This is a genomic window from Cyclobacterium salsum, assembly GCF_010119245.1.
In the GTDB taxonomy this organism is placed as follows: Bacteria; Bacteroidota; Bacteroidia; order Cytophagales; family Cyclobacteriaceae; genus Cyclobacterium; species Cyclobacterium salsum.
Window position 1 is genome coordinate 284,762 of record NZ_WNKG01000006.1, and the last position, 21,630, is coordinate 306,391.

A 21,630-nucleotide genomic window follows, 5' to 3' on the forward strand; every position below is an offset into this window, starting at 1 on the left:
CCAATGCATAAACAAGCCAAAATATACATCGCAGGACATAACGGCATGGTAGGCTCAGCCATTTGGAGAGCCCTGGAGAAGAAGGGCTACCAACAATTAGTAGGCCTTAGCAGCAAGGAACTTGACTTAAAAAATCAGTTGGAGGTCCAGCGATTTTTCAAGCATGAACGTCCGGTCATTGTCATTGATGCCGCAGCCAGGGTAGGAGGCATCATGGCAAATAACAATTATCCCTATCCATTCTTAATGGACAATCTCATTATTCAAAATAACCTGATTGATTCTTCCCTACAAAATGGCGTAGAAAAGTTTATTTTTCTGGGTAGTTCTTGCATTTATCCCAAACTAGCCCCCCAACCGCTTCGGGAGGATGTCCTACTAAGTGGTTCGCTGGAGCCTACCAATCAATGGTATGCCCTGGCAAAAATTGCAGGAGTCAAAGCTTGCGAGGCCATTAGAAAGCAGTATGGAAAAGATTTCGTAAGCCTGATGCCTACCAACTTGTACGGACCCTATGATAATTTTGATCTGGAAACCTCTCATGTGCTACCGGCAATGATTCGAAAGTTCCACGAGGCTAAGATCAATGGAAATATTCCGGTGGCGTTATGGGGAACCGGTGCTCCGCTTCGCGAGTTTTTACATGTAAATGACATGGCAGATGCGGTGTGTTTTGCATTGGAAAACACGTTTACGGATAATCTGTACAATGTGGGTACAGGAAAAGACCTGACGATCAAATCGCTTGCCGAATTGATTCAGAAAATCACCGGTCATCAGGGCGAAATCATCTGGGATAGTAGCAAGCCGGACGGAACGCCCAGGAAGTTAATGGATGTCAGTAAAATGAAAGAAGCAGGCTGGCAGGCTACCATTGGCCTGGAGCAGGGGATTCAGGAAACGTATACCTGGTTTCTTGAAAATGTCGACCGCATTAAACAGGTCAAATTAAACTAGTCAATTATTTTTAATAGCAATTATAATATACACTCTATGAAAACGGCGTTAATTACAGGAATTACCGGCCAGGACGGCGCTTATCTCGCCGAGCTTTTATTGTCCAAGGGGTACATTGTACACGGCATCAAACGAAGGGCCTCACTTTTCAACACGGATAGGATTGACCATTTGTATCAGGATCCGCATGACGACAATAAGCGATTGTTTTTACACTATGGGGATCTCACCGACTCCATGAATCTCACCCGTATCATCCAGGAAACCAAACCGGATGAAATTTACAATCTGGCCGCCATGAGCCATGTAAAGGTAAGTTTTGATACTCCGGAATACACGGCCAATGCAGATGGGGTAGGAACCTTACGAATATTGGAGGCCGTGCGCTTGTTGGGGATGGAGAAATCAACCAAGATCTATCAGGCTTCCACCTCTGAGCTCTACGGATTGGTTCAGGAAGTACCCCAATCGGAGACCACGCCTTTTTATCCGCGATCTCCCTATGCCGTAGCCAAGTTGTACGGCTACTGGATCACGGTTAACTACCGGGAAGCCTACGGCATGTATGCCTGTAATGGAATCTTATTCAATCACGAATCACCACTGCGAGGGGAGACCTTCGTAACCCGAAAAATTACGCGGGCGGTAGCAAAGATTGCCTTGGGCTTGCAGCATGATCTGTACATGGGGAACCTGGATGCCAAAAGGGATTGGGGGCATGCCAAAGATTATGTGGATGCCATGTGGCGTATTTTGCAGCAGGATGAAGCGGAAGATTACGTCATCGCTACTGGTGTGACCACCAAAGTAAGGGATTTTATTAAAATGGCTTTTGATGAAGTAGGATTTAAGCTGGCATTTGAAGGAGAAGGAATAAATGAGAAGGGGATTTTGGTAGAAATCGATAAGGAAAAAGCCTTTGATATACTGGGTACCTCCCATTTCAAAGTAAAAAAGGGCGACGTGCTGGTTAAGATTGATCCGGCCTATTTCAGACCCACCGAAGTGGATTTGTTAATTGGGGATCCGACGAAAGCGATGACCAAACTAGACTGGAAGCCAAAGTATGACCTAAAGATGCTTGTAGAGGATATGGTCTTGTCAGATGTGAACTTATTCAAGCGGGATATCCATTTGATGAAGGGCGGCCATAAGGTGCTGAATCAGTCGGAGTAACTCCGATAAAAAAGTATAAATCAATGTATTGAAAGTAGGGGGATTATTATTCCTCCTTTTTTTATGCTCAAAAAATAGACCCCAACCTGCCTATCCGTTTGTATTCATAAATAAAGGTCTGTTTGTGTTATTCCAAATGGATTCGTTACCTTTGTGCGAATATTTATCTAAGAATTAATTAGGGATTTTGCGGTTCACTCTGTCGCAATTATGTGACTGAGGAAGCGAAGCTTTGTCTATAAATTACTGTCTTGTGTACCAAAGAAAAAAGTCAAGGATGCAAATCAATCGTTTTTGCCTTATAAAACTTCTATTCGTTTTATTTTTCGTCTCCATCCATGGGTTTTTGATGGCTCAATCGCTTCAAGACATTCAAAATGTTCGGGCTGATGATCTATCGGATGCACAGATAGAGCAATTGATCAAACGAGCTGAAGCTTCGGGAATGAACGAGCAACAGCTCATTGCGGTAGCTAGAGAGCGGGGTTTACCTTTAAGCGAAATATCAAAGTTACAACAGCGAATAGCTTCACTAAGAAGTGGCGGAATATCATCTACCGGGAATTCTAACCAGCAGAGGTACCAGAGCCGGCAGGTAGAAGGGATCGTAAGTGACAGTTTATTTAGAGAGCTTCGGGAAAAGGATCCTTTTTATCAATTAACGCCCAAACAAAAAAAGATATTCGGGTATACCCTGTTTTACAACAAAGAACTCAATTTTAATCCCAGCCTCAATATCCCCACCCCTCCCGGTTATACCGTCGGTGGAGGAGACCAATTGTTGATCGATGTGTATGGAGCCTCGCAGCAATCCTATGATCTAAGGGTGAATCCTGAAGGGTACATTTTGATTCCTAATATAGGGCCTATACAGGTAGGCGGATCGACGATTGCCGCCGCCACTGCGAGAATAAAATCAGTCTTGACGCAAATTTACTCCGGCTTGGGAGGAGCTAATCCCAATACTTTTATGGAGTTGCGATTAGGTAATATTAGAACTGTGTCCGTGGCGCTCGTTGGAGAACTTAATCAGCCGGGAAACTACCAGCTGCCCTCCTTTGCTTCCCCTTTTAACGCCCTATTTGTAGCAGGCGGGCCCAATGAGAACGGTTCATTTAGACATATTCAGGTATATAGAGACAACAAGCTTTTGACAGAGATTGATGTGTACGATTTTTTGGTCAGCGGAAAAAACACCAGTAGCATAACGCTCAAGGACAGCGACGTCATAATTGTACCCCCGGTCCGAAACAGGGTAGAAATAATGGGTCCGGTTCGGAGAGAAGGACTTTTTGAAATGGAGCCCGGTGAAAAGTTGGCTGATCTGATCGCATTTGCGGGAGGATTCAGAGGAGATGCCTATAAAGAGCGGATTACGATTACCCGCAACACCGCTACGGAACGGAAGGTAGAAGATGTGGATGTGGCTAATTTTGAAGTCTTTGTACCCCAGGACGGAGATATTTACAGAGTGGGTGAAATTCTTGACCGATTTACAAATAGGGTACAGATTTCCGGTGCCCTGATGCGACCGGGTACTTTTTCATTGGAGCCGGGCATGACGGTGACCCAACTTATTGAAAAGGCGGATGGCCTTAGGGGAGATGCCTTTCTAAACCGGGCGACCTTGTATCGCAACCAACGGGATTTTTCCCTTGAAATCCTGCCATTGGATATTGAAGCCATCGTAAATGGGGAAGCCGAAGATGTGGCATTGCAAAGTGAAGATGTACTCAATATAGCCAGTATATACGATATCAGAGAGGAGTATTTTGTAAAGATATCCGGTGAAGTAAATAGACCGGGAGCCTTTACATTTGGCGAGAATATGACCGTAGAAGATTTGGTGCTTCGGTCAGGGGGGTTTAAGGAATCGGCAACCTCCTCCCAGGTAGAAATTGCAAGAAGGGTGAAAGATGATGGTTCTGGGAAGCTTGCAGAGATCATTCGAATTGATATTGATAAAAATCTGAAAATCAATGGTGGAAACTCGGATCTGGAGTTGCAGCCGTTTGACCATGTAATTGTTCGGCGGAGCCCGGGATTCCAGAGAGAAGAACTGGTTAGGGTAGAAGGAGAAGTCACCTTTCCGGGTGAATTTGCCATCGCTAGCGCAAATGAAAGAATTTCGGACCTTTTGGAAAGGGCTGGCGGCCTTAACCAATTTGCTTATATTAAAGGAGCTACGTTAATTAGAAGGAACGAGTTTTTTAATGCTCCAAGTGAGAAAGATATAAAAACAAGAAATTTAGTTTCCGTTAAGAATAATATTTTACGAGACAGTTTGGATCAAACGGAGTTTGAAAAGATTTTATTAGAGAGAGTTGACCAGGAAATTACTGAAAAGGGGGATGATCAGCCAACCAATGAAAGTAACTTGATTTCCGATGACTTCAAAAAACAAACGATAGAATCGATTGTCGAAAGAGATTCGGTAGAAATTGAAATCAAGACCCAAGAAATGGTAGGTATCGACCTGGAGGCCATACTTCGAAATCCACGAGGGCCCGAGGACTTGATTCTAAAGGAAGGCGATGTCTTATCCATCCCAAAGGAGCTTCAGACCGTCCGTATGCGTGGGGAATTGCTTTATCCGACCACAGCCAGGTACCGCCCCCAGGCAAGTTTTAGGAACTACGTATCAAGAGCAGGTGGATTCAGCGAAAATGCCAGAAAATCAAAGTCCTATGTCGTGTATGCCAATGGCGATGTGAGACGAACCAATAGATTTTTGTTTTTCTCCTTTTTTCCAAAAATCGAGCCTGGGGCAGAAATCATTGTACCACAAAAGCCGGAACGGCAGCCCATGTCCGTGCAAAGCTGGATTGGCCTGGCATCCAGTTTGGCGACGCTGGCCATCTTGGTGAATAACATTACGCGGTAACAGAATCCGTCCTTACCCCTTTACGCTCAGGTAAATGGGTACAGTCGACTATACTACGCACCTTAACAACATGTCAGATACAGCACCTACAAATTCTAATCAGGAAGATGATGAAACAGATCTCCTGGCCCTTGCAAAGACCCTATGGTCCTATCGCCGAAAGGTATTGGGGATTATCCTGGCTTTTTTCATCCTAGGGCTTTCCATTGCCTTTCTTACGCCAAAAACCTTTACTGCCTCCTCAACATTTATCCTCAAAACCGCAGATTCCGGCAAAGCGAGTGGAAGCCTTGGTGGGCTGGCTTCGCTGGCCGGCATCAGCCTGGGGGGTATCGTGGGTGGGTCGGAAGTTCCACCGGCATTGTATCCAAAGTTTGTTTCCTCGGTTTACTTCCGGCGAGCCTTACTCGATGCAAAAATAGCGCTGCCGGGGACAGGGGAAGAGGTTACTTATCGGGAATACTATACCAAGATTCACTCCCCGCATCCGTTGGCCCTGCTGAAGAATTACACGCTTGGATTACCCGGAAAAATAGTGCAGCTGCTAAGGGGCAAAGAGAGCGATGGGCAGGGGCCGGAAACTGCCAGCGGATTGGTACGTATCAGCAAAGAGGAGCGAACGCTGTTTTCTATCCTGAAAGGACAGCTTACGGTCACACCAAATGAGAAAGAAGGGTTGGTTACCATTGCCTTTGATATGCCGGATCCGGTCATGGCAGCCCAGATGGCTTCGTATGCGGAGGCCTTGCTGCAAAAAGAAGTAATTGCCTACAAAATCCAAAATGCCCGGGAACAGTTAACGTTTACCGAGGAACAGTTTGCAGTGAAAAAAGCCGAGTTTGAGGAAGTTCAGGCAGAGTTGGCAAGGTTTCGGGATAGAAACCAGAACATCATCTCTGCTTCGGTAAACAATGAATTGCAGCGCCTGGAGGCCGAATACAATTTTGCGTTTACCATTTACAGCGAACTAGCGAAGCAGTTGGAACAAGCGAAGCTGCAGGTTTCCAAGGATACGCCGATTTTTTCCATCATCGAACCGGTAACGGTTCCCTATGAGAAATCAGGGCCCAAACGGCCATTAATTCTGGCGATCTTCTTGATAGTGGGAGCTATTGTCGGTGTAGGATATGTCTTAGGTGCCGAATTTTTAAAAGGGGTACGGGAGCAGTGGAATGCGCTCGGGTAGTTTCTGCGGTAGTTGTGGTAAACAAGGAGTACGTTAATGTATCAAGTCCCCAACCCGTCAAATCAGTAGTAACTTCCCACTCGGCAATCAAAAAAAAATTGGCCACCGAAGTTATCAACTATAGGATGCGTAAGGATTTGAAAGTGATTGACTAAAAAGTACGTATTCTAGGTTTTGCCTCCAGAGAAGATGGTCCGGATGTTAGAAATACAAAATAATTGCTAGCTACAATGAATTAAAGTCTTTTGATAAGGAGGTAGCTGTCTGTGACCCGGATGCTGAGCTTGTCGAACCATGGGGAGATTCTGAAAAAGTAAATCATGAATATGGTATTTACGTTATCAACGGTGAGGCCAAGCCGGTTCTCGAGGATTATGCGGCTATTATTCTCGCCGTAGCCCACCAAGAATTCAAATCCTGGCCAACTCAGAAATCGGAGAATCAGGTGGTTTTTGATGTGAAGTCGGTGTTGGATAAGAGCAAGGTGGATGGAAGGTCTGACCTTTGAGGTTTTTAAAACCTCGAAGGCCATATGTTTGCATAAGTAATAGCATAAGTTTCGGGAAATCACTAGTTTAAGTTTTCTACAACAAAGCTATAACCTCCAAAACTTATGCAAACACAAGATAACAAAAACGATTTTTCCAGCCAAAATATTTATGTTGGTATTGATGCCCAACTCAAAAGCTGGAAAGTGACCGTAATGATGGATAATCTATTTTAGGTCACATTCTCTCAGGATTCCTGTCCACAGACTTTTTACAATTTTCTTGTCAAAAATTTTCTTGGTGCAAATTATTTCAGCGCTTATGAAGCGGGATTCTCAGGATATTGGACTCATCACAACCTGTGCGCCCTCGGTATCAAATTAATCGTAGTCAGTCCGGCTTACATCCCGACATCGGCAAAGGAAAAAGTACAGAAGGAGGATGCCAGGGAAAGCCAAAAAAATTGCCCGGTCCTTGAAGAACGGTGAACTAGTCCCTATCTATATCCCTTCCCTGGCTTCTCTAGGACACAGGGGACTTCTCAGATTAAGAATAGTGATTACAAAATTTATTTGAAGAAATTGAAGTCTTGAAACAAAGCATATCAAACACAAGTGCATTTGGTTGGAGTTTTTTTGAGAATGTCGCCATTACATTTATTAACTTCATTATTGGAGTAATTTTGGCTAGGCTTCTCATGCCGGAGGATTTTGGGATCATTGGGGTAACGGCGGTATTTTTAGCTATTTTACCTATATTTTCGGATGGTGGATTTGGCAGTGCTCTAATTCAAAAGAAAGATTGTACGGAAAAGGATTTTAATTCTGTTTTTTACTTTAATATTTTAATATCGATCGCCCTCTATGTCTTGGTTGTATCATCTTCAGAGTATATCCAGTCATTTTTTGAAATTGAAGAGCTATCCAGTGTATTAAATATCCTATCCATAAATATTATTATTGTATCATTCGGTTCAGTACAATCAGTTGTAATAACAAAAAATCTCAATTTCAAATTGTTATCTAAAATATCCGTTTCCTCTCAGATTATCAGTGGAACATTAGCCATCAGTTTGGCTTACTTGGGATACGGGGTTTGGTCATTGGTTTTCAAAACACTGATAAACTCTATCTTAACGGTTTCTTTGTTGTTTTTATTTAACTCGTGGAAGCCAAAATTAATTTTCAGCGTGACGGCTCTTAGGAAATTATTTTCTTTTGGTTCTAACCTGTTGATGAGCACCTTACTCAATAGAGCCTTTGATAACTTGTATTTTTTTATCATCGGGAAATATTATTCTGCCGAAAAATTGGGGTTTTATACCCGAGCTGAAATGCTCAAAAATCTTCCTTCGCAAAACCTTACCTCGGTCATCCAGAGAGTAAGTTTTCCATTGCTTTCAAACATTCAAGATAATGATGTCAGTCTGAAAGAAAATTATAGGAAATTAATCAGGTTGTCTGTTTTCATTTCAAGTTTTGTGTTATTCTTTTTGTTCGCTACCTCGAAATCTTTAGTTCCCGTACTTTTTGGTGTCAAATGGTTACCTATTATTCCTATGGTTCAGCTATTCTGTTTTTCAGCATTTTTATATCCTGTGCATGCGCTGAATTTAAATATCCTGAATGTAAAAGGAAGATCTGACTTGTATTTCAGGGTGGAAATAATCAAAAAAATACTGATGATTCCTGGAGTTTTGGTCGCCATATATATTGGGATCGAAGAGCTGTTGGTCTATTTGATCTTTTATTCTATTGGCTGTTATTTTATAAATGCATCTTTTGGTGGGAAATTGATCAATTACCCTGTGAAAGACCAGATTTTAGATATAGTTCCATCGGTTATCTTCAATCTGTGCATCTCTTTTATGGTTTTTTTTATTGGCTATTTGAGTTTCCCCGCCATAGCTTTACTTCCTTTACAGCTAGTATTGGGTATGGCAATTTTGATAGGGGCAGCCGAAACTATCAAACCCTACTCCTATGTCAAAATCAAAGAACTTGTTTCAAGTAAAATCTTAAAATCTAATTCTTGAACAGTATGCAGAACTTAAAAGGTATCTCACAGAAATTTCTAAAAAGCTCCTTTTCGCTCGAAAACACCTTTATTTCAACTGAAAAGGCCTTGGAGTGGATCAAAGATCAAAATAGAAAAGTTGATGTGAATATTGAAAAAATACCTTTTGATGAATTAAATGCTTGGAGTTTTGAGAATGATGGATTAAAAATAAGTCATGACTCGGGAAAATTCTTTTCTATCGAAGGAATAAGAATTAAAACGAATTGGGGTGGAGTCAAATCTTGGGATCAACCTATCATCAATCAGCCAGAAATAGGTTATCTAGGGTTTTTGACAAAAGAAATCAATGGAATTCTTCATTTTTTGGTACAGGCAAAGATTGAGCCTGGCAATGTGAATTTTGTGCAACTTTCTCCAACACTTCAGGCAACCAAAAGTAATTACACCAGGGCACACAAAGGAAAATCGCCTGCATACCTAGATTATTTTATCAATGCCAAACCAGAGGAGATTATCTTAGATCAACTTCAAAGTGAGCAAGGCGCTAGGTTTTTGAGGAAAAGAAACAGGAATATTATCCTGAAAGTGGAGGATGGTATCGAGCTTTTAGATAATTTTATCTGGCTCACGCTTGCCCAAATTAAAGTCCTGATGAGCCATGATAACCTTGTCAATATGGATACCAGAACGGTTATTTCAGGAATACCGTTTGGAAATTATACAATCGACGAGATAGAGTTGTTTAGTTTTTTTGATTCCAAGAACCAACTGGAAACTGTAGAAAAGAAACTTTTGAATTCCACTTTATTGAAAGATAAAGCCCTCCATAGTTTTGATTCAATCATCAGTTTCGTGACCAAAAGAAAGAGCTTTTACGAATTAGAGGTGGAGACTATCCCCTTAGATCAAGTGAGGAACTGGATCATCGAAAAAGATTGTATCCGCCACGAAGAGAACAAATACTTTAGAATCATCGCTACCAAAGTGAGCATTGAAAATAGAGAAGTAATGAGTTGGACACAGCCGATGGTAGAGCCTGCCCAAGAAGGGTTATGTGCCTTTGTCTGCAAAGAAATAGATGGTGTGCTTCACTTTGCTGTTCAGGTAAAATTGGAATGTGGGAATTTTGACATCATTGAATTCGCTCCAACTGTACAATGTCTGACGGGTAACTACAGAAATTCAAAAAACGGTTCCTTGCCCTTTTTGGATTATATCCTAAATATCCCCAAAGAGCAGATCGTATTTGATACACTCCAGTCAGAAGAAGGTGGACGATTTTTTAAAGAACAAAACCGAAATATGTTGGTTTTTTCAGGTGAGGAGCTTGCTTTGGATTTACCGGAAAATTTCATCTGGATGACTGCAAATCAACTTCAGTTGTTTATCAAATTCAATAATTATGTCAATATTCAAGCACGAAGCTTATTGGCAGCATTAACATTCAAATATTAATCCTGTAATGATCAAAAAAGTCAAAATAGGTGTTTTAAGCAGTGCCAATATTTCCAAAAGGTCTTTAATTCCAGCGATAAAAAGTCTACCGGAACAGTATGAACTCAGGGGAATAGCCAGTAGAGACCTTTCTAAAGCTGAGGAGCTTGCCAGGGAGTTTGATGCAGAAGCTCATGGATCTTATGAAGCGCTTCTCGACAAAGGAAAAATTGATGCTGTATATATTCCTCTTCCCAATTCCCTTCACTATAGATATGCTAAGTTGGCATTAGCGTCCGGTATCCACGTGCTTGTTGAAAAGTCATTGGCATGTTCGCTTTTAGAGGTTGAAGAATTGGTTGGTTTGGCAAAGAAAAATAAGCTAGTGTTGCTGGAAAATTTTCAGTTTCGTTTTCATAGCCAATTGAAATTTTTGAAAGATCAGATTAAAAATGGAAAATTGGGAGAACTGCGCATGCTAAAAGCTGTCTTTGGGTTCCCACCCTTTGCTGATGATGACAATATTCGCTATCAAAAGAATCTTGGTGGTGGAGCTCTTTTGGATGCTGGTGCTTATACCACAAAAGTTTCCCAGATTTTGCTAGGCTTGGGACTACAAGTCAAAGCAGCCTCCCTAAATTCAGCGCCTGCGAGAGAAGTTGATATTTGGGGTGGTGCATATTTGGAGCACCCTGAAAATGGAGTTTTTGCATCCTTGGCTTTTGGTTTTGACCATTATTATCAATGTGGTGTGGAATTGTGGTTTAGCAAAGGGAAGATCAGTACCAACAGGCTATTTACCGCTCCGGCTCAGTATGAACCCAAATTTGAGATTGAAACTGCTGAAGGAAAAAATGTGGTAACATTAGGCCCTGATGATCATTTTTCAAATATGCTCAGCTATTTTTATGATTGTATCTTCGATTCAGAAAAAATGGAAGAGGAGAATGAGCAAAATTTAGATCAAGCCCGTTTATTAGAAAGTATCAAAATCATTGCAAATGGAAAATAACCCTATTTACGTTACCCAGCCTTCTTTGGCCCCGCTAGAAGAATATGTTGATCTCCTAAAAGGCGTGTGGGATAGAGGAATTCTCACCCATAACGGGCCGCTTGTTCAGCAATTGGAAAAAGAAATTTCCAAAAAGCTCGGTATGGAGAATTTCATTGCAGTCTCTAATGGAACGATCGCTATTCAGATGGCCATCAAGGCGCTTGAGTTGAAAGGTGAAATCATCACCACCCCTTTTACCTGGGTTGCAACGCTCAGTGCAATTCAATGGGAGGGATGTGTTCCTGTTTTTTGTGATATTGAACCTGATACATTGAGTATTGATCCCCTAAAAATCGAGGAGAAAATCACAGAGAAAACAGTGGCTATTATGCCGGTGCATGTATTTGGTAATCCTTGTGATGTAGAAGCAATTGAAAAAATTGCCAAGAAACATCAGCTCAAGGTGATCTATGATGCAGCACATGCCATAGGCTCAACTTACAAGAATAAAAGTTTGCTGGAATACGGTGATATAGCTGCCACAAGTTTGCATGCAACAAAACTTCTCAATACAGCAGAAGGTGGAGGTTGTATTACGACAAGCTCGGAATTGAATGAAAAACTTAAGCGAATTCGATTTTTTGGGCATAACGATGCCAAAAATATTGTAGAAGAAGGATTCAATGGAAAACTTACCGAAGTACATGCAGCCTTGGGAATAGCAAATCTTAAATATTATGATGAAGTCCTTCAGGATAGAAAAGACAAATATTTCTTTTACAAAAATGCCTTAGAAAAACTTCCTTTCCTTCAATTTCAAACACTTAAACTAGGAGAACCCAATTATTCCTATTTTCCAATAATTTTCGATACCGAAGCAAGACTATTGGAGGTAGAGTCTACACTCAATAAGCAGAAGATTTATCCAAGACGCTATTTCTATCCTGCGGTAAATACTTTAAATAATATTGTGACCTATGAACCGATGCCACTCGCCGAGGATATTGCCAAAAGGATTTTATGCTTGCCCTTGTATTGGAACTTGAAAAAAGTGGAAATGCATTTGATCCTGGATTTAATTTCTAAAAAGGAATATAACAGAGTTTAAGGATTTATGCATTTTAATATCTTAGTTTTTCCCTGTGGATCCGAAATTGGCTTGGAGATTTATCGTTCACTGAAATTTTCTAGGCACATTACTTTGTTTGGAGCAAACAGCGTAGATGATCACGGTAAATTTGTTTACGAGAATTATATATCCGGTTTGCCATTTTATAATGAACCAGGCTTTGTAGATGAGCTGAAACAAATCATAAATGATCATAAAATAGATGCGATTTATCCGGCAATGGATACTGTTATATCCTTCCTAAAGCAAATAGAAGACAAGCTGGGCTGTAAGGTAATTGCTCCCTCAGTAGAGACAGCCAATGTCTGTCTGTCTAAATTGAGAACCTATAATATTCTAAAAGATACCATTAGAGTACCAGCTTTGTATCCTGATGTTGACTTGATTAATAGTTTTCCCGTATTTTTAAAACCTGATATTGGCTATGGGTCCCGTGGGACTAAAAAAGCAAATTCATTCACTGAAGTAAAAAACCATTTGCTGAATTATCCTGATAGTTTGGTTTTGGAATATCTCCCGGGAAAGGAATTTACAGTAGATTGTTTTACAGATAGAAAAGGAATTCTTCACTACTTTGGTGTTCGAGAAAGGTCAAGAATCCAAAATGGCATTAGTGTCAATACGAAACCTTACGGGGAATACGACCTGGAAATTTCAAATATTGTAAAGCTGATTAATAAGAAAATAAAATTTTCCGGAGCTTGGTTTGTTCAGTTAAAAGAAAATTCAGATGGGGAATTAACCTTGCTTGAAATAGCGGCTAGGTTAGGAGGCTCATCCTCTCTCAATAGGAATAGGGGAGTAAACTTTGCGCTACTCAGTGTTTTTAATGCTTTTGACCTTGATGTAGAGGTGTTTGCCAATACTTATCAAATAGAATTAGACAGGGCATTAGATAACAAATATAAATTATCAATTCAATATCAGACAGTATATTGTGATTTTGATGATTGTCTTCTTTTGGACGAAAAAATAAATACGCAACTTCTTTCATTTTTATATCAATGTATCAATGATGGTAAAAGAATAGTACTCATTACCAAACACGAAAAGGATATCAATCTTACACTTAAAGAAAAGAGGCTTTCTCAAACTTTTGATGAAATAATTCATATCACTTCAGGAGATAAAAAATATGAATACCTGAAAGAATTGAATTCTATTTTTATCGATGATTCTCATTTAGAAAGAAAGGAAGTCTTTGATAAACTTGGGATTCCTGTATTTGCACCGGACAATGTTGAATGTTTAATAAAATAAATCGTGAAAATTTTACACAGTTACTGCTTAAATTATAATATCGGGGATTATGCCCTTGGTATTGGTGTCAAAAATTTGTTGAGAGAATATTTGGATGTGGATCTTATTGGAAATACCAACCTGCAGGGAAGAGAATACAATGAATACTATATCAAGGAAGTTGTAAACAAACGATATGACCTCTTGGTAATTGGAGGCGGAGGTATAATTCATGGATCACATTGGCCCAACGGATGGTTTTGGCTGATTGATAAGGAGTTGATAAGGGAAATAAAGATCCCTTTTATTGTATATGGAGTTGGTTACAATTATTGGGAAGAAGAAGGAGGGATACCTGAAAGAGGGAAGATACATTTAGAGGAGACTTTCAAACATGCCTCTTATTTTTCTGTAAGAAATGATGGCAGTGCCAAGAGATTGCTTAGAGATACAGGTATTCAAGCACATGTAATTCCTGATCCAGGTTTTCACATTGATCTCAATACAGAATATAAAAATTTCGTTGACAAGCCTTTTGTATTGGTTCAAATTGCCAATGATAAGCCTATCAATAGGTTTGGATCAATCGAAAAGCAGGAACAATTCATTCAAAGCATGAGAGAAGTTACAAAAGAGCTAGCGAAGGATTACAAAATAATTTATGCTCCGCATGTAATCGATGATGTTCAAATTTCCAAAGATATTATTCAGGGAATTCCAAATACTGAAGTCTGGGATTTTGGTTATTTTGCCTTTGACCACTCAGACGAGGCTGTAGGATATTATAAATATGCTGAATTCGTTATCGCAATGCGTGGTCATGGCCAGATTTTACCCATTGGTTTCAATACCCCTGTAATAGCTTTGGAAAATCACCCTAAGCATCGTGGATTGATGGAAGAGCTTGATCTTTTGGACTATAATGTCAAAGTTGATGATGCCAATTTCCTTCAAAACCTCAGAGAAAAAATTGATTTGTTGAAAAAGAACAAAAATGAATTGAAGCAATATTATCAAAAGATCAACAAAGAGCTGGATGAATCATCCAAAGGAGCTTTTGAAAAAATTATTACATCGATATGATATGACAATAGTTTCAATCTTCTGCATTACTTACAATCATTCCAAATATATCAAACAGTGTTTGGACGGGTTTTTAATGCAGCAGTGCGATTTTGAATACGAAATCCTAATTCATGATGACGCTTCAACTGACGAGACTATAGAAATCATTCAAGATTATTGTGAAAAATATCCTAGTTTGATAAAACCGATTATTCAGCAGGAAAATCAATATTCAAAGGGAGTAAGAGGAATTAATTTTGTGTATAATTTTCCCAGAGCCCAAGGAAAATACATTGCAATGTGTGAAGGAGACGATTATTGGACGGATCCAAACAAATTGCAAAAGCAAGTTGATCTGTTGGAGAAAAATCCGGATTTATCCTTGGTCTGCAGCAATTTCAAAATCAAGAATTCCGAAAATCAAATCCTTGAAAGTGAGCTTGAGTATTCGAAGGATTTCAGATTTAAATCATCAGATTTGTATAAACAATGGATCGCAAAAACGCTGACATTGATGTTTCGAAAGGAGCATATAAATTTTGAGATCATTAAGACGTACAAGCACTTTAGAGATGTTCATCTTGTGAATCACCTGCTCTTGAAGGGGCAAGGATACTTTTTGTATCAGCCAACGGGGGTGTACAGGATTCACGAAAGTGGAGTACATAGCAATACCAATTTTATGCAGCGGTACAATCAAGCTTACCTTACTTTTAGCGAAATTTTTGAAAGGGAAAAGTCAGACTATGCTGCCAACCAATATGTGAAATCAGCCTACAGATTGATCAAATATAAATTCATTCAAAAATCATTCTCTGAAGCCTTATTTGTTTTGAGGAAATTGTTAAGTGATCTCCTTCCAACTTCCTATTCCAAATTTCTAATTACCTATAAATGAGTATTAAAATCAGCATAGTCATTCCTATTTTCAATTCGGAAGATTATCTGAACGAAACGCTTCAGTCCGTTTTTGACCAATCCTACACCAACTGGGAATGCTTTATAATCGATGATGGCAGTACTGACAATTCCTCCAAAATAGCACATGCTTGGTTGGACAAATCAAAGCAATTCAGCTACCATCGAAGACCAGAAAATATGCCAAAGGGGGCAAATGCTTGTAGAAACTATGGAGCCACTCTTTCTACTGCTGAGTATGTGATTTTTCTGGATGCAGATGATCTTTTGGATAAAAATTGCCTTGCGAGCAGAGTCAAATGGATTGAGGAGAAAAGTTTTGACCTTTTGATTTTTAGAACTTTAAAATTCGATGGGATACCCGATTATGAAGTAAAACCTACACCTCAGCCTGATTTGGCCGTAGACCTTTCCTATGTGAAGGATCAATTTGCCAATTACAATATCTTATGGAGTACGATTGCTTGCATGTGGTCCAAGGCCTATTTTTTCGAAATAGGGGGCTTCGATGAAAATTTACAAAGATTGCAAGACTATGAACTCCATCTTAGAGCATTGTTTTCTGTAAAAGAATCCAAGGTTTTGATTTTTCCAGATCGATTCTATGATACCTACTACCGCAAATCCAATTACCATAAAACCATCAATATAGCAAAGAAAAAGGTGATTTTTGCAAATGCAAAATATATCATTGAGAAAAATAATCAACAGGAATTGTTTACTCTGGATAAAGGTTTTTATAAATACCTGATCAGGCGATATAATGTTGTTTTCGAAGCTGCTGATTATGACTTTATAAAACCTAAAATCTCCGATACGGATTTTGTCAAACTTCGATTGGTGAGGTTTACCCAATTCAGCCTTTTCTTAAATAAAGTGATTTCTAAAATACTGTTTACAGTTTGAAAAAATATCATCTCGATATTGCACTGAGTGATTTTATTACCTTTCCATTACATTTTATTGTAATATTATTTCTTTGTGTTGCTATAGCAAGTTACTTTTTCCCTGAAGAAAAAAAGTTCTTTGTGATCTTCTATACTTCTTCGCTTTTGTTGTATTCCTTGATCATGTTTGTAGATGTCAAAATCAGACTGATTCCCTATTTCCCTGATACGGATTTCTTCTATTCTATCCTAAAAACAGGGGAGGTCAATAAGGAATTTTTGGGTTTCAAGATCGCCTTCAAGTATTTGATTGTACCGATTTATTGGCTGTCTTTTAAGTCCATCTTTAACTTTTTTCTCTTCAACTTTCTGATTTTCCAAATAGGATTTCTTTTTATTATCAGGGCTTGGTTCAATCTTTACAAGGATCTAAATCCAAAATTATTGAAGTTTTATATGGTCTTTGTCACGTTTTTTCCGACTGTGATCATCTTCACAATAACTCCACTGAGAGAGGCATATATGATTCTGAGCTTTGGGCTCTTTATTTACGCCATGTCCAAAAGCAATGCAAAGTTTGCCTTGGTAATTTCTATTCTGATGACCCTGATGTTTAGATATCAGTTGGTTATTTTTTATCTGTTTGTGTTTATCGTGATTTACTTTTATAAGTCTGGGAATTATAAAAAATTGTGGAAAATGGCACTGCTGTTTTTCCCGATCTTCTTTGCCTTGGACTTCGTGTTGAGGTCAATTTTAAATATCCCCATCTCTCCAATCAGCTTGGCGGCATTCAGAAATTATCAGAGGCAAGAATATTTAGAATCCGGGGCAACCTACCCGATTGTCAATTGGACAAATTGGTTTGATGTGATCTTGGATATTCCTGCCTTATTCTTTCAGTTTCTATTGTCACCTCTTCCCATCATTGTCAGTGTGGATTTTTGGAATAAATATGCCTATCTGATCGATGGGCTTTTTGTTTTGACAGTTATGTTTGTCATTTTGCTGAAGTTCAAACACCTGTTTTTCAAATACAGACTCTGGTTCTTAATCATTATTGCCTTTGTTCTGCTCAACAGTTTCTTCGAGTTCCATTTCTACGGAGCGGTAAGACACCGACTCCCAGCGGTTCTTTTGTTGATCCCAATATTTGCTTCCCAAATGAAATTTAAAATCGGTCTGAAATGAAAATAGAACTTTTGGTAGCAACTATGAACAATCGGATAGAGCACTTCCAAGAGATTTATAAAAAAAATTCTGAGCTCAAAGTGACGCTGATCAATCAATCAAAAGATTCTATTCAAATCGAATCTGATCAGTTTACTGTCAAAAGTTTCCAAGAAACCGGACTTTCCAAAAGCAGAAACAGAGCTTTGGAGCAAGCATCGGGTGAAGTATGTGTAGTCTGTGATGATGATGTGGATTTCACCGTTGATTTTCAGACAACTATTGCCAAGGCATACGAGTCACTTCCTGATGCTGATCTGATTTCATTTCAAATAATTACTCCAAAGGAAGGACCTTATAAATCATATAGAAATAGAATTTTTTTACATGACAAATTGTCTATCCTGCGGGTTTCTTCCATAGAAATAACCTTTAAAAGGAAATCTATTGAAAAACATCAGCTCTTTTTTGACGAAAGATTTGGATTGGGTTCCCAGATCAAAGGAGGGGAGGAGAATATATTTTTGGCAGATGCGCTCAGAAAAGGACTGAAACTCTACTCCTATCCTGCGCCGATTGTGATCCATCCCAAAGAAAGCTCCAACAAAACCATAGATTCAGATTTCTTTTTTACCAAAGGGGCCGCCATGAGAAGAATCAATGGACGACAAGGTTTGGGATTGAGTTTGGTCTTTTTGATGGCTCAGTTTAGGAAAGTAAAAAAAATACATAAAATACCCACATATCTCTCCGCATTCTTTAGAGGATATAATTTTAAGTTTGAGCATGAATAAAATGGTTTCAATCATCACCCCGACGCATAACTCCCTAGAGTTTTTGGAAAGCACTATCACATCGATTCTTTCCCAAACCTATGGAGATAGGGAATTGTTAATCACTGACGGGGCATGGGAGTATTTGCAGGAAACAAAAAAAGAGCTTACCGTATTAAAATTTTTTAACTAGAAAGGAATTCAGGGCCGGCAGTTGCAAGAAACAACTCTATTGCTCAATACAGGGTGAGCAGTTCTTCCGTATCTAGTAATAAATTAAATTTGATCCAATATAATTGGAAGTTATTTCGGGAAGTTGAGGGCTATCTCTTTGGAATTCCGCTTACTATTTATCAAAAAACATCAATATTAAAATTATAACAGTCATAGGAGGGTCAGGTTTTATAGGTTCCAGGTTTTGTAAAAAGCTACAAGGGAAGGGATTCAAATTTCAAATTGTAGATAAAAAGAAAGGGGTCAGTATCGTCCGGAATATCCAATGGAAAAGGATATTATTTTGAATTATCAAGCGATTCAAAACCATAGGGGATTTGTCATTTTGAAAATAGAACAGCCTGAATTGGGATATGAATCTTTATTGAAATTTGAATTAGTTAAATACTTTAAAGACGATGTGAAATTCAAAATTATTTATAATCAATCAATTATTCCTGCAAATGGTAAAATGAAAGATTTTATCGCAACATTAGAATAAATGAAATATAATAAGCATTTAATATCAATTATTACTCCGGTTCATAATTGCGAAAAATTCATTGCGCAAACAATTATTTCTGTTCAGAAACAAACTTTTTCAAATTGGGAAATGATTTTAATTGATGATTGTTCAAACGACAATTCCATTAAGATTATTGAAGAATATTTAAAATTAGATAAAAGAATAATTCTGTTAAAGAACAATGAAAATTTAGGACCGGGAATAACTCGAAATAAAGGAATCAGAGTTGCAAAAGGAAGTTTTATTACTTTTCTTGATGGAGATGATATTTGGTTTCCCAATTTTTTGGAAACTTCTTTAAATTTCTGTTTGGAAAATAATTATCAATTTGTTTTCGCATCTTATGAAAGAAGGGATGAATCTTTAAATCCGAAATTAAGTGATTTTATTGTTCCCCAAAAAATAAATTATAGCAGTCTTTTAAAATCATGTCCTATTTCTTGTCTAACGGCATTTATTGATTTAAGAAAAATAGGTAAATTATATATGCCTGCAATTGATAAGAGACAAGATTGGGGACTTTGGCTTGCTTTTCTAAAAAAAATTGATTTTGCCTATGGAATTCAAGAACCTTTAGCTATATATAGAATCAGGAAAAAATCTGTATCTAGAAATAAGTTTGCTTTAATCCCATATGTTTGGATAATATATAGGGATGTTGCGAAGTTAAATATTTTTCATTCTACCTATTTAATTTTCATTTGGGCTCTCAACGGATTTATTAAATACTATGTAAAAAATTAAATTAGTTGATAAACATGATTTTAGATTTAATGTTTAAAATTAATATGTTTGTACGAGTTAATATTTATTTTAGATAAATGGTTACTTTATATTTAAACTTATTGAATAAAAATAGAGATTAAACTTAACCTTTAATAAATTTTTTTAAATATATCATGAAGTTATATATTATATTTTTTTTATTGATTTTCTTTTACATTAATTCAAACGGTCAAACTTTGCCGGTAGGTTTTCCGATTTTCGAAGAGAATGTTAGAAGGAATCAATTAAATGTTTTTAATGATTCGGTCGATCTAAGTTTACGTCCTAGAATTTATTTTGATAATTCAGATTCAAATAAATTTTTTAAAGTACTACCTATGATATTTACCTCTCAGTTAAATTCAAATAGACCTTACGGTTGGGGAAATTATGGGATGATTCCGAATAGAGGAATACAACAGTACGCTTCGTTTGGAATTTATGCAAAATATAAGTTTATCAATATTCAGTTTAATCCAGAGGTTGTTGTAGCCTCCAATTCCCCTTACCCAGGTTTTTCTAATGAATTTACACCCAGAATCATTTCTGATAGATTTAGAATTCTGAATCGTGATGATGCTCCTGAGCGTTTTGGAGAAGGCTCTTACAGAAATATCTGGTGGGGACAATCGAAAATCACCTTTCAACTTGGTGCTTTTGAAACAGGGATCAGTACGCAGAATGTATGGTGGGGCCCTGGTCAGTGGAATGCATTAATTTTTTCTAACAATGCACAAGGATTTCCCCATTTAACATTAAATACTTCAAAACTCGCTAAAACCTTTATTGGGAATTTTGAGGGTCAATTAATAATGGGAAGATTGGAAAATTCCGGGTTAGGTCCGACACAATTTGAAGATGTTAACAATAGATTTTTTAGACCATTTACAGGAGATTGGAGATACTTGAATGCTCTTACAATTTCTTATAATCCTAAATGGGTTCCAGCTCTTTTTCTAGGTTTTACAAGAACCTACCAACAATATAATGAAGATAGGGGTAATTCATTAAGAGATTATTTTCCAATTTTTGATCCATTTCAAAAAGAAAGAGTTTTTGATAATCAGAATTCAGTAGATTTTGATGCTGAAGCTCGAGATCAACAGTTGAGTGTGTTTGCAAGATTTGTAGCTCCAAAGGCAAAAGCTGAGATTTATTTTGAATTCGGAAAGAGAGATCATAATTTCAATTGGAGAGAGGCCATCATCAATCCTGAACATGCCAGAGCATATTTGTTTGGATTTAAAAAACTTTTTAATGTTCCGAAGGAAAATCAAATAATTCAAGTTCGAGGGGAAATCACCCATCAACAAGAATCTGTAAATAGATATATTAGGTATGCCGGATTGGGTGGAGGAGATTCGTGGCATACACATTATCAAGTAAGGGGCTTTACAAATTATGGGCAGCCCCTTGGAGTAGGTATAGGCACGGGGTCCAACGTCCAAACGCTAGAGGTCTCCTTAGTTGAAAAATTAAATAAGATGGGGATACTTTTTGAAAGACTTGAAAATCATCAGGATTTTTACTACCGTGCCTTTGGTCAACAAAAAGAACATCAGCCTTGGATAGATCTTAGTGTTGGTTTCCTCTTTGATAAGCAATGGAACAACCTCCTTCTCAGCTCTAAACTTCAGTTAATCAATGGGATGAACTACCAGTGGCAACTCCACCCTAACAGTACTCCTGATTTCCCAAAAGGACAAAATTTATTTTCAGTTCATGCTCAAACGAGTTTGATTTATGTATGGAATCAGCCAAAATCAAAGAATGATTAAGCCCACCATAATCGCTGGTGCCCGCCCAA

At 38.3% G+C, this 21,630-nt stretch carries 19 protein-coding genes; all 19 read left to right on the forward strand.

The annotated features are described in order from the left end of the window. Positions 1–3: 3 nt before the first annotated feature. Complete coding sequence (locus GJS45_RS12520; RefSeq protein WP_162342184.1) at positions 4–957, forward strand: GDP-L-fucose synthase family protein; 954 nt, start codon at positions 4–6, stop codon at positions 955–957. A 36-nt stretch (positions 958–993) separates the two neighbouring features. Then, the gene (gmd, locus tag GJS45_RS12525; protein WP_162342185.1) at positions 994–2,133 is read left to right on the forward strand and encodes a GDP-mannose 4,6-dehydratase; all 1,140 of its coding nucleotides are present in this window, start codon (positions 994–996) and stop codon (positions 2,131–2,133) included. Positions 2,134–2,482: 349 nt separating this feature from the next. After that, a complete protein-coding gene (locus tag GJS45_RS12530) occupies positions 2,483–5,017 on the forward strand; it encodes an SLBB domain-containing protein (protein WP_235954737.1) in 2,535 nt (844 codons plus the stop codon). Between the two features lie 70 nt (positions 5,018–5,087). Further along, positions 5,088–6,203, forward strand: coding sequence for a GNVR domain-containing protein (locus GJS45_RS12535; RefSeq protein ID WP_162342187.1), 1,116 nt, complete (start codon positions 5,088–5,090; stop codon positions 6,201–6,203). A gap of 217 nt (positions 6,204–6,420) precedes the next feature. Further along, positions 6,421–6,711, forward strand: a complete 291-nt coding sequence (locus GJS45_RS12540; protein WP_235954745.1) for a UDP-glucose/GDP-mannose dehydrogenase family protein — start codon at positions 6,421–6,423, stop codon at positions 6,709–6,711. 569 nt (positions 6,712–7,280) lie between these two features. Then, positions 7,281–8,726 carry a lipopolysaccharide biosynthesis protein gene (locus GJS45_RS12545; protein ID WP_162342188.1) on the forward strand — a complete coding sequence of 482 codons (1,446 nt, stop codon included), beginning with the start codon at positions 7,281–7,283 and terminating at the stop codon, positions 8,724–8,726. A gap of 5 nt (positions 8,727–8,731) precedes the next feature. After that, the gene (locus GJS45_RS12550; RefSeq protein WP_162342189.1) at positions 8,732–10,165 is read left to right on the forward strand and encodes an NDP-hexose 2,3-dehydratase family protein; all 1,434 of its coding nucleotides are present in this window, start codon (positions 8,732–8,734) and stop codon (positions 10,163–10,165) included. Positions 10,166–10,172: 7 nt separating this feature from the next. Then, positions 10,173–11,156 (forward strand): Gfo/Idh/MocA family protein, encoded by a 984-nt coding sequence (locus GJS45_RS12555; RefSeq protein WP_162342190.1) that lies wholly within the window; start codon positions 10,173–10,175, stop codon positions 11,154–11,156. Beyond that, positions 11,146–12,246, forward strand: a complete 1,101-nt coding sequence (locus GJS45_RS12560; protein ID WP_162342191.1) for a DegT/DnrJ/EryC1/StrS family aminotransferase — start codon at positions 11,146–11,148, stop codon at positions 12,244–12,246. The genes GJS45_RS12555 and GJS45_RS12560 overlap by 11 nt, the downstream gene beginning before the upstream one ends. A 6-nt stretch (positions 12,247–12,252) precedes the next feature. Then, complete coding sequence (locus GJS45_RS12565; RefSeq protein WP_162342192.1) at positions 12,253–13,527, forward strand: ATP-grasp domain-containing protein; 1,275 nt, start codon at positions 12,253–12,255, stop codon at positions 13,525–13,527. Positions 13,528–13,530: 3 nt separating this feature from the next. Further along, positions 13,531–14,589 carry a polysaccharide pyruvyl transferase family protein gene (locus tag GJS45_RS12570; RefSeq protein WP_162342193.1) on the forward strand — a complete coding sequence of 353 codons (1,059 nt, stop codon included), beginning with the start codon at positions 13,531–13,533 and terminating at the stop codon, positions 14,587–14,589. Further along, positions 14,564–15,469 carry a glycosyltransferase gene (locus tag GJS45_RS12575; RefSeq protein WP_202928078.1) on the forward strand — a complete coding sequence of 302 codons (906 nt, stop codon included), beginning with the start codon at positions 14,564–14,566 and terminating at the stop codon, positions 15,467–15,469. Before GJS45_RS12570 ends, GJS45_RS12575 begins: the two co-directional genes overlap by 26 nt. Beyond that, positions 15,466–16,395 (forward strand): glycosyltransferase family 2 protein, encoded by a 930-nt coding sequence (locus GJS45_RS12580; RefSeq protein WP_162342195.1) that lies wholly within the window; start codon positions 15,466–15,468, stop codon positions 16,393–16,395. Before GJS45_RS12575 ends, GJS45_RS12580 begins: the two co-directional genes overlap by 4 nt. Before the next feature lie 680 nt (positions 16,396–17,075). Further along, complete coding sequence (locus tag GJS45_RS12585; protein ID WP_162342196.1) at positions 17,076–17,567, forward strand: hypothetical protein; 492 nt, start codon at positions 17,076–17,078, stop codon at positions 17,565–17,567. Next, a complete protein-coding gene (locus tag GJS45_RS12590) occupies positions 17,564–18,340 on the forward strand; it encodes a glycosyltransferase (RefSeq protein ID WP_162342197.1) in 777 nt (258 codons plus the stop codon). Before GJS45_RS12585 ends, GJS45_RS12590 begins: the two co-directional genes overlap by 4 nt. Position 18,341: 1 nt before the next feature. Then, complete coding sequence (locus GJS45_RS24100; protein WP_394366590.1) at positions 18,342–18,512, forward strand: glycosyltransferase; 171 nt, start codon at positions 18,342–18,344, stop codon at positions 18,510–18,512. A gap of 306 nt (positions 18,513–18,818) precedes the next feature. Next, positions 18,819–19,034: a hypothetical protein gene (locus GJS45_RS12605; RefSeq protein WP_162342199.1), complete on the forward strand. Its 216-nt coding sequence runs from the start codon at positions 18,819–18,821 to the stop codon at positions 19,032–19,034. Continuing rightward, positions 19,035–19,802, forward strand: a complete 768-nt coding sequence (locus GJS45_RS12610) for a glycosyltransferase family 2 protein (protein ID WP_162342200.1) — start codon at positions 19,035–19,037, stop codon at positions 19,800–19,802. 155 nt (positions 19,803–19,957) lie between these two features. Next, positions 19,958–21,601, forward strand: a complete 1,644-nt coding sequence (locus GJS45_RS12615) for a capsule assembly Wzi family protein (protein WP_162342201.1) — start codon at positions 19,958–19,960, stop codon at positions 21,599–21,601. Positions 21,602–21,630: the final 29 nt, after the last annotated feature.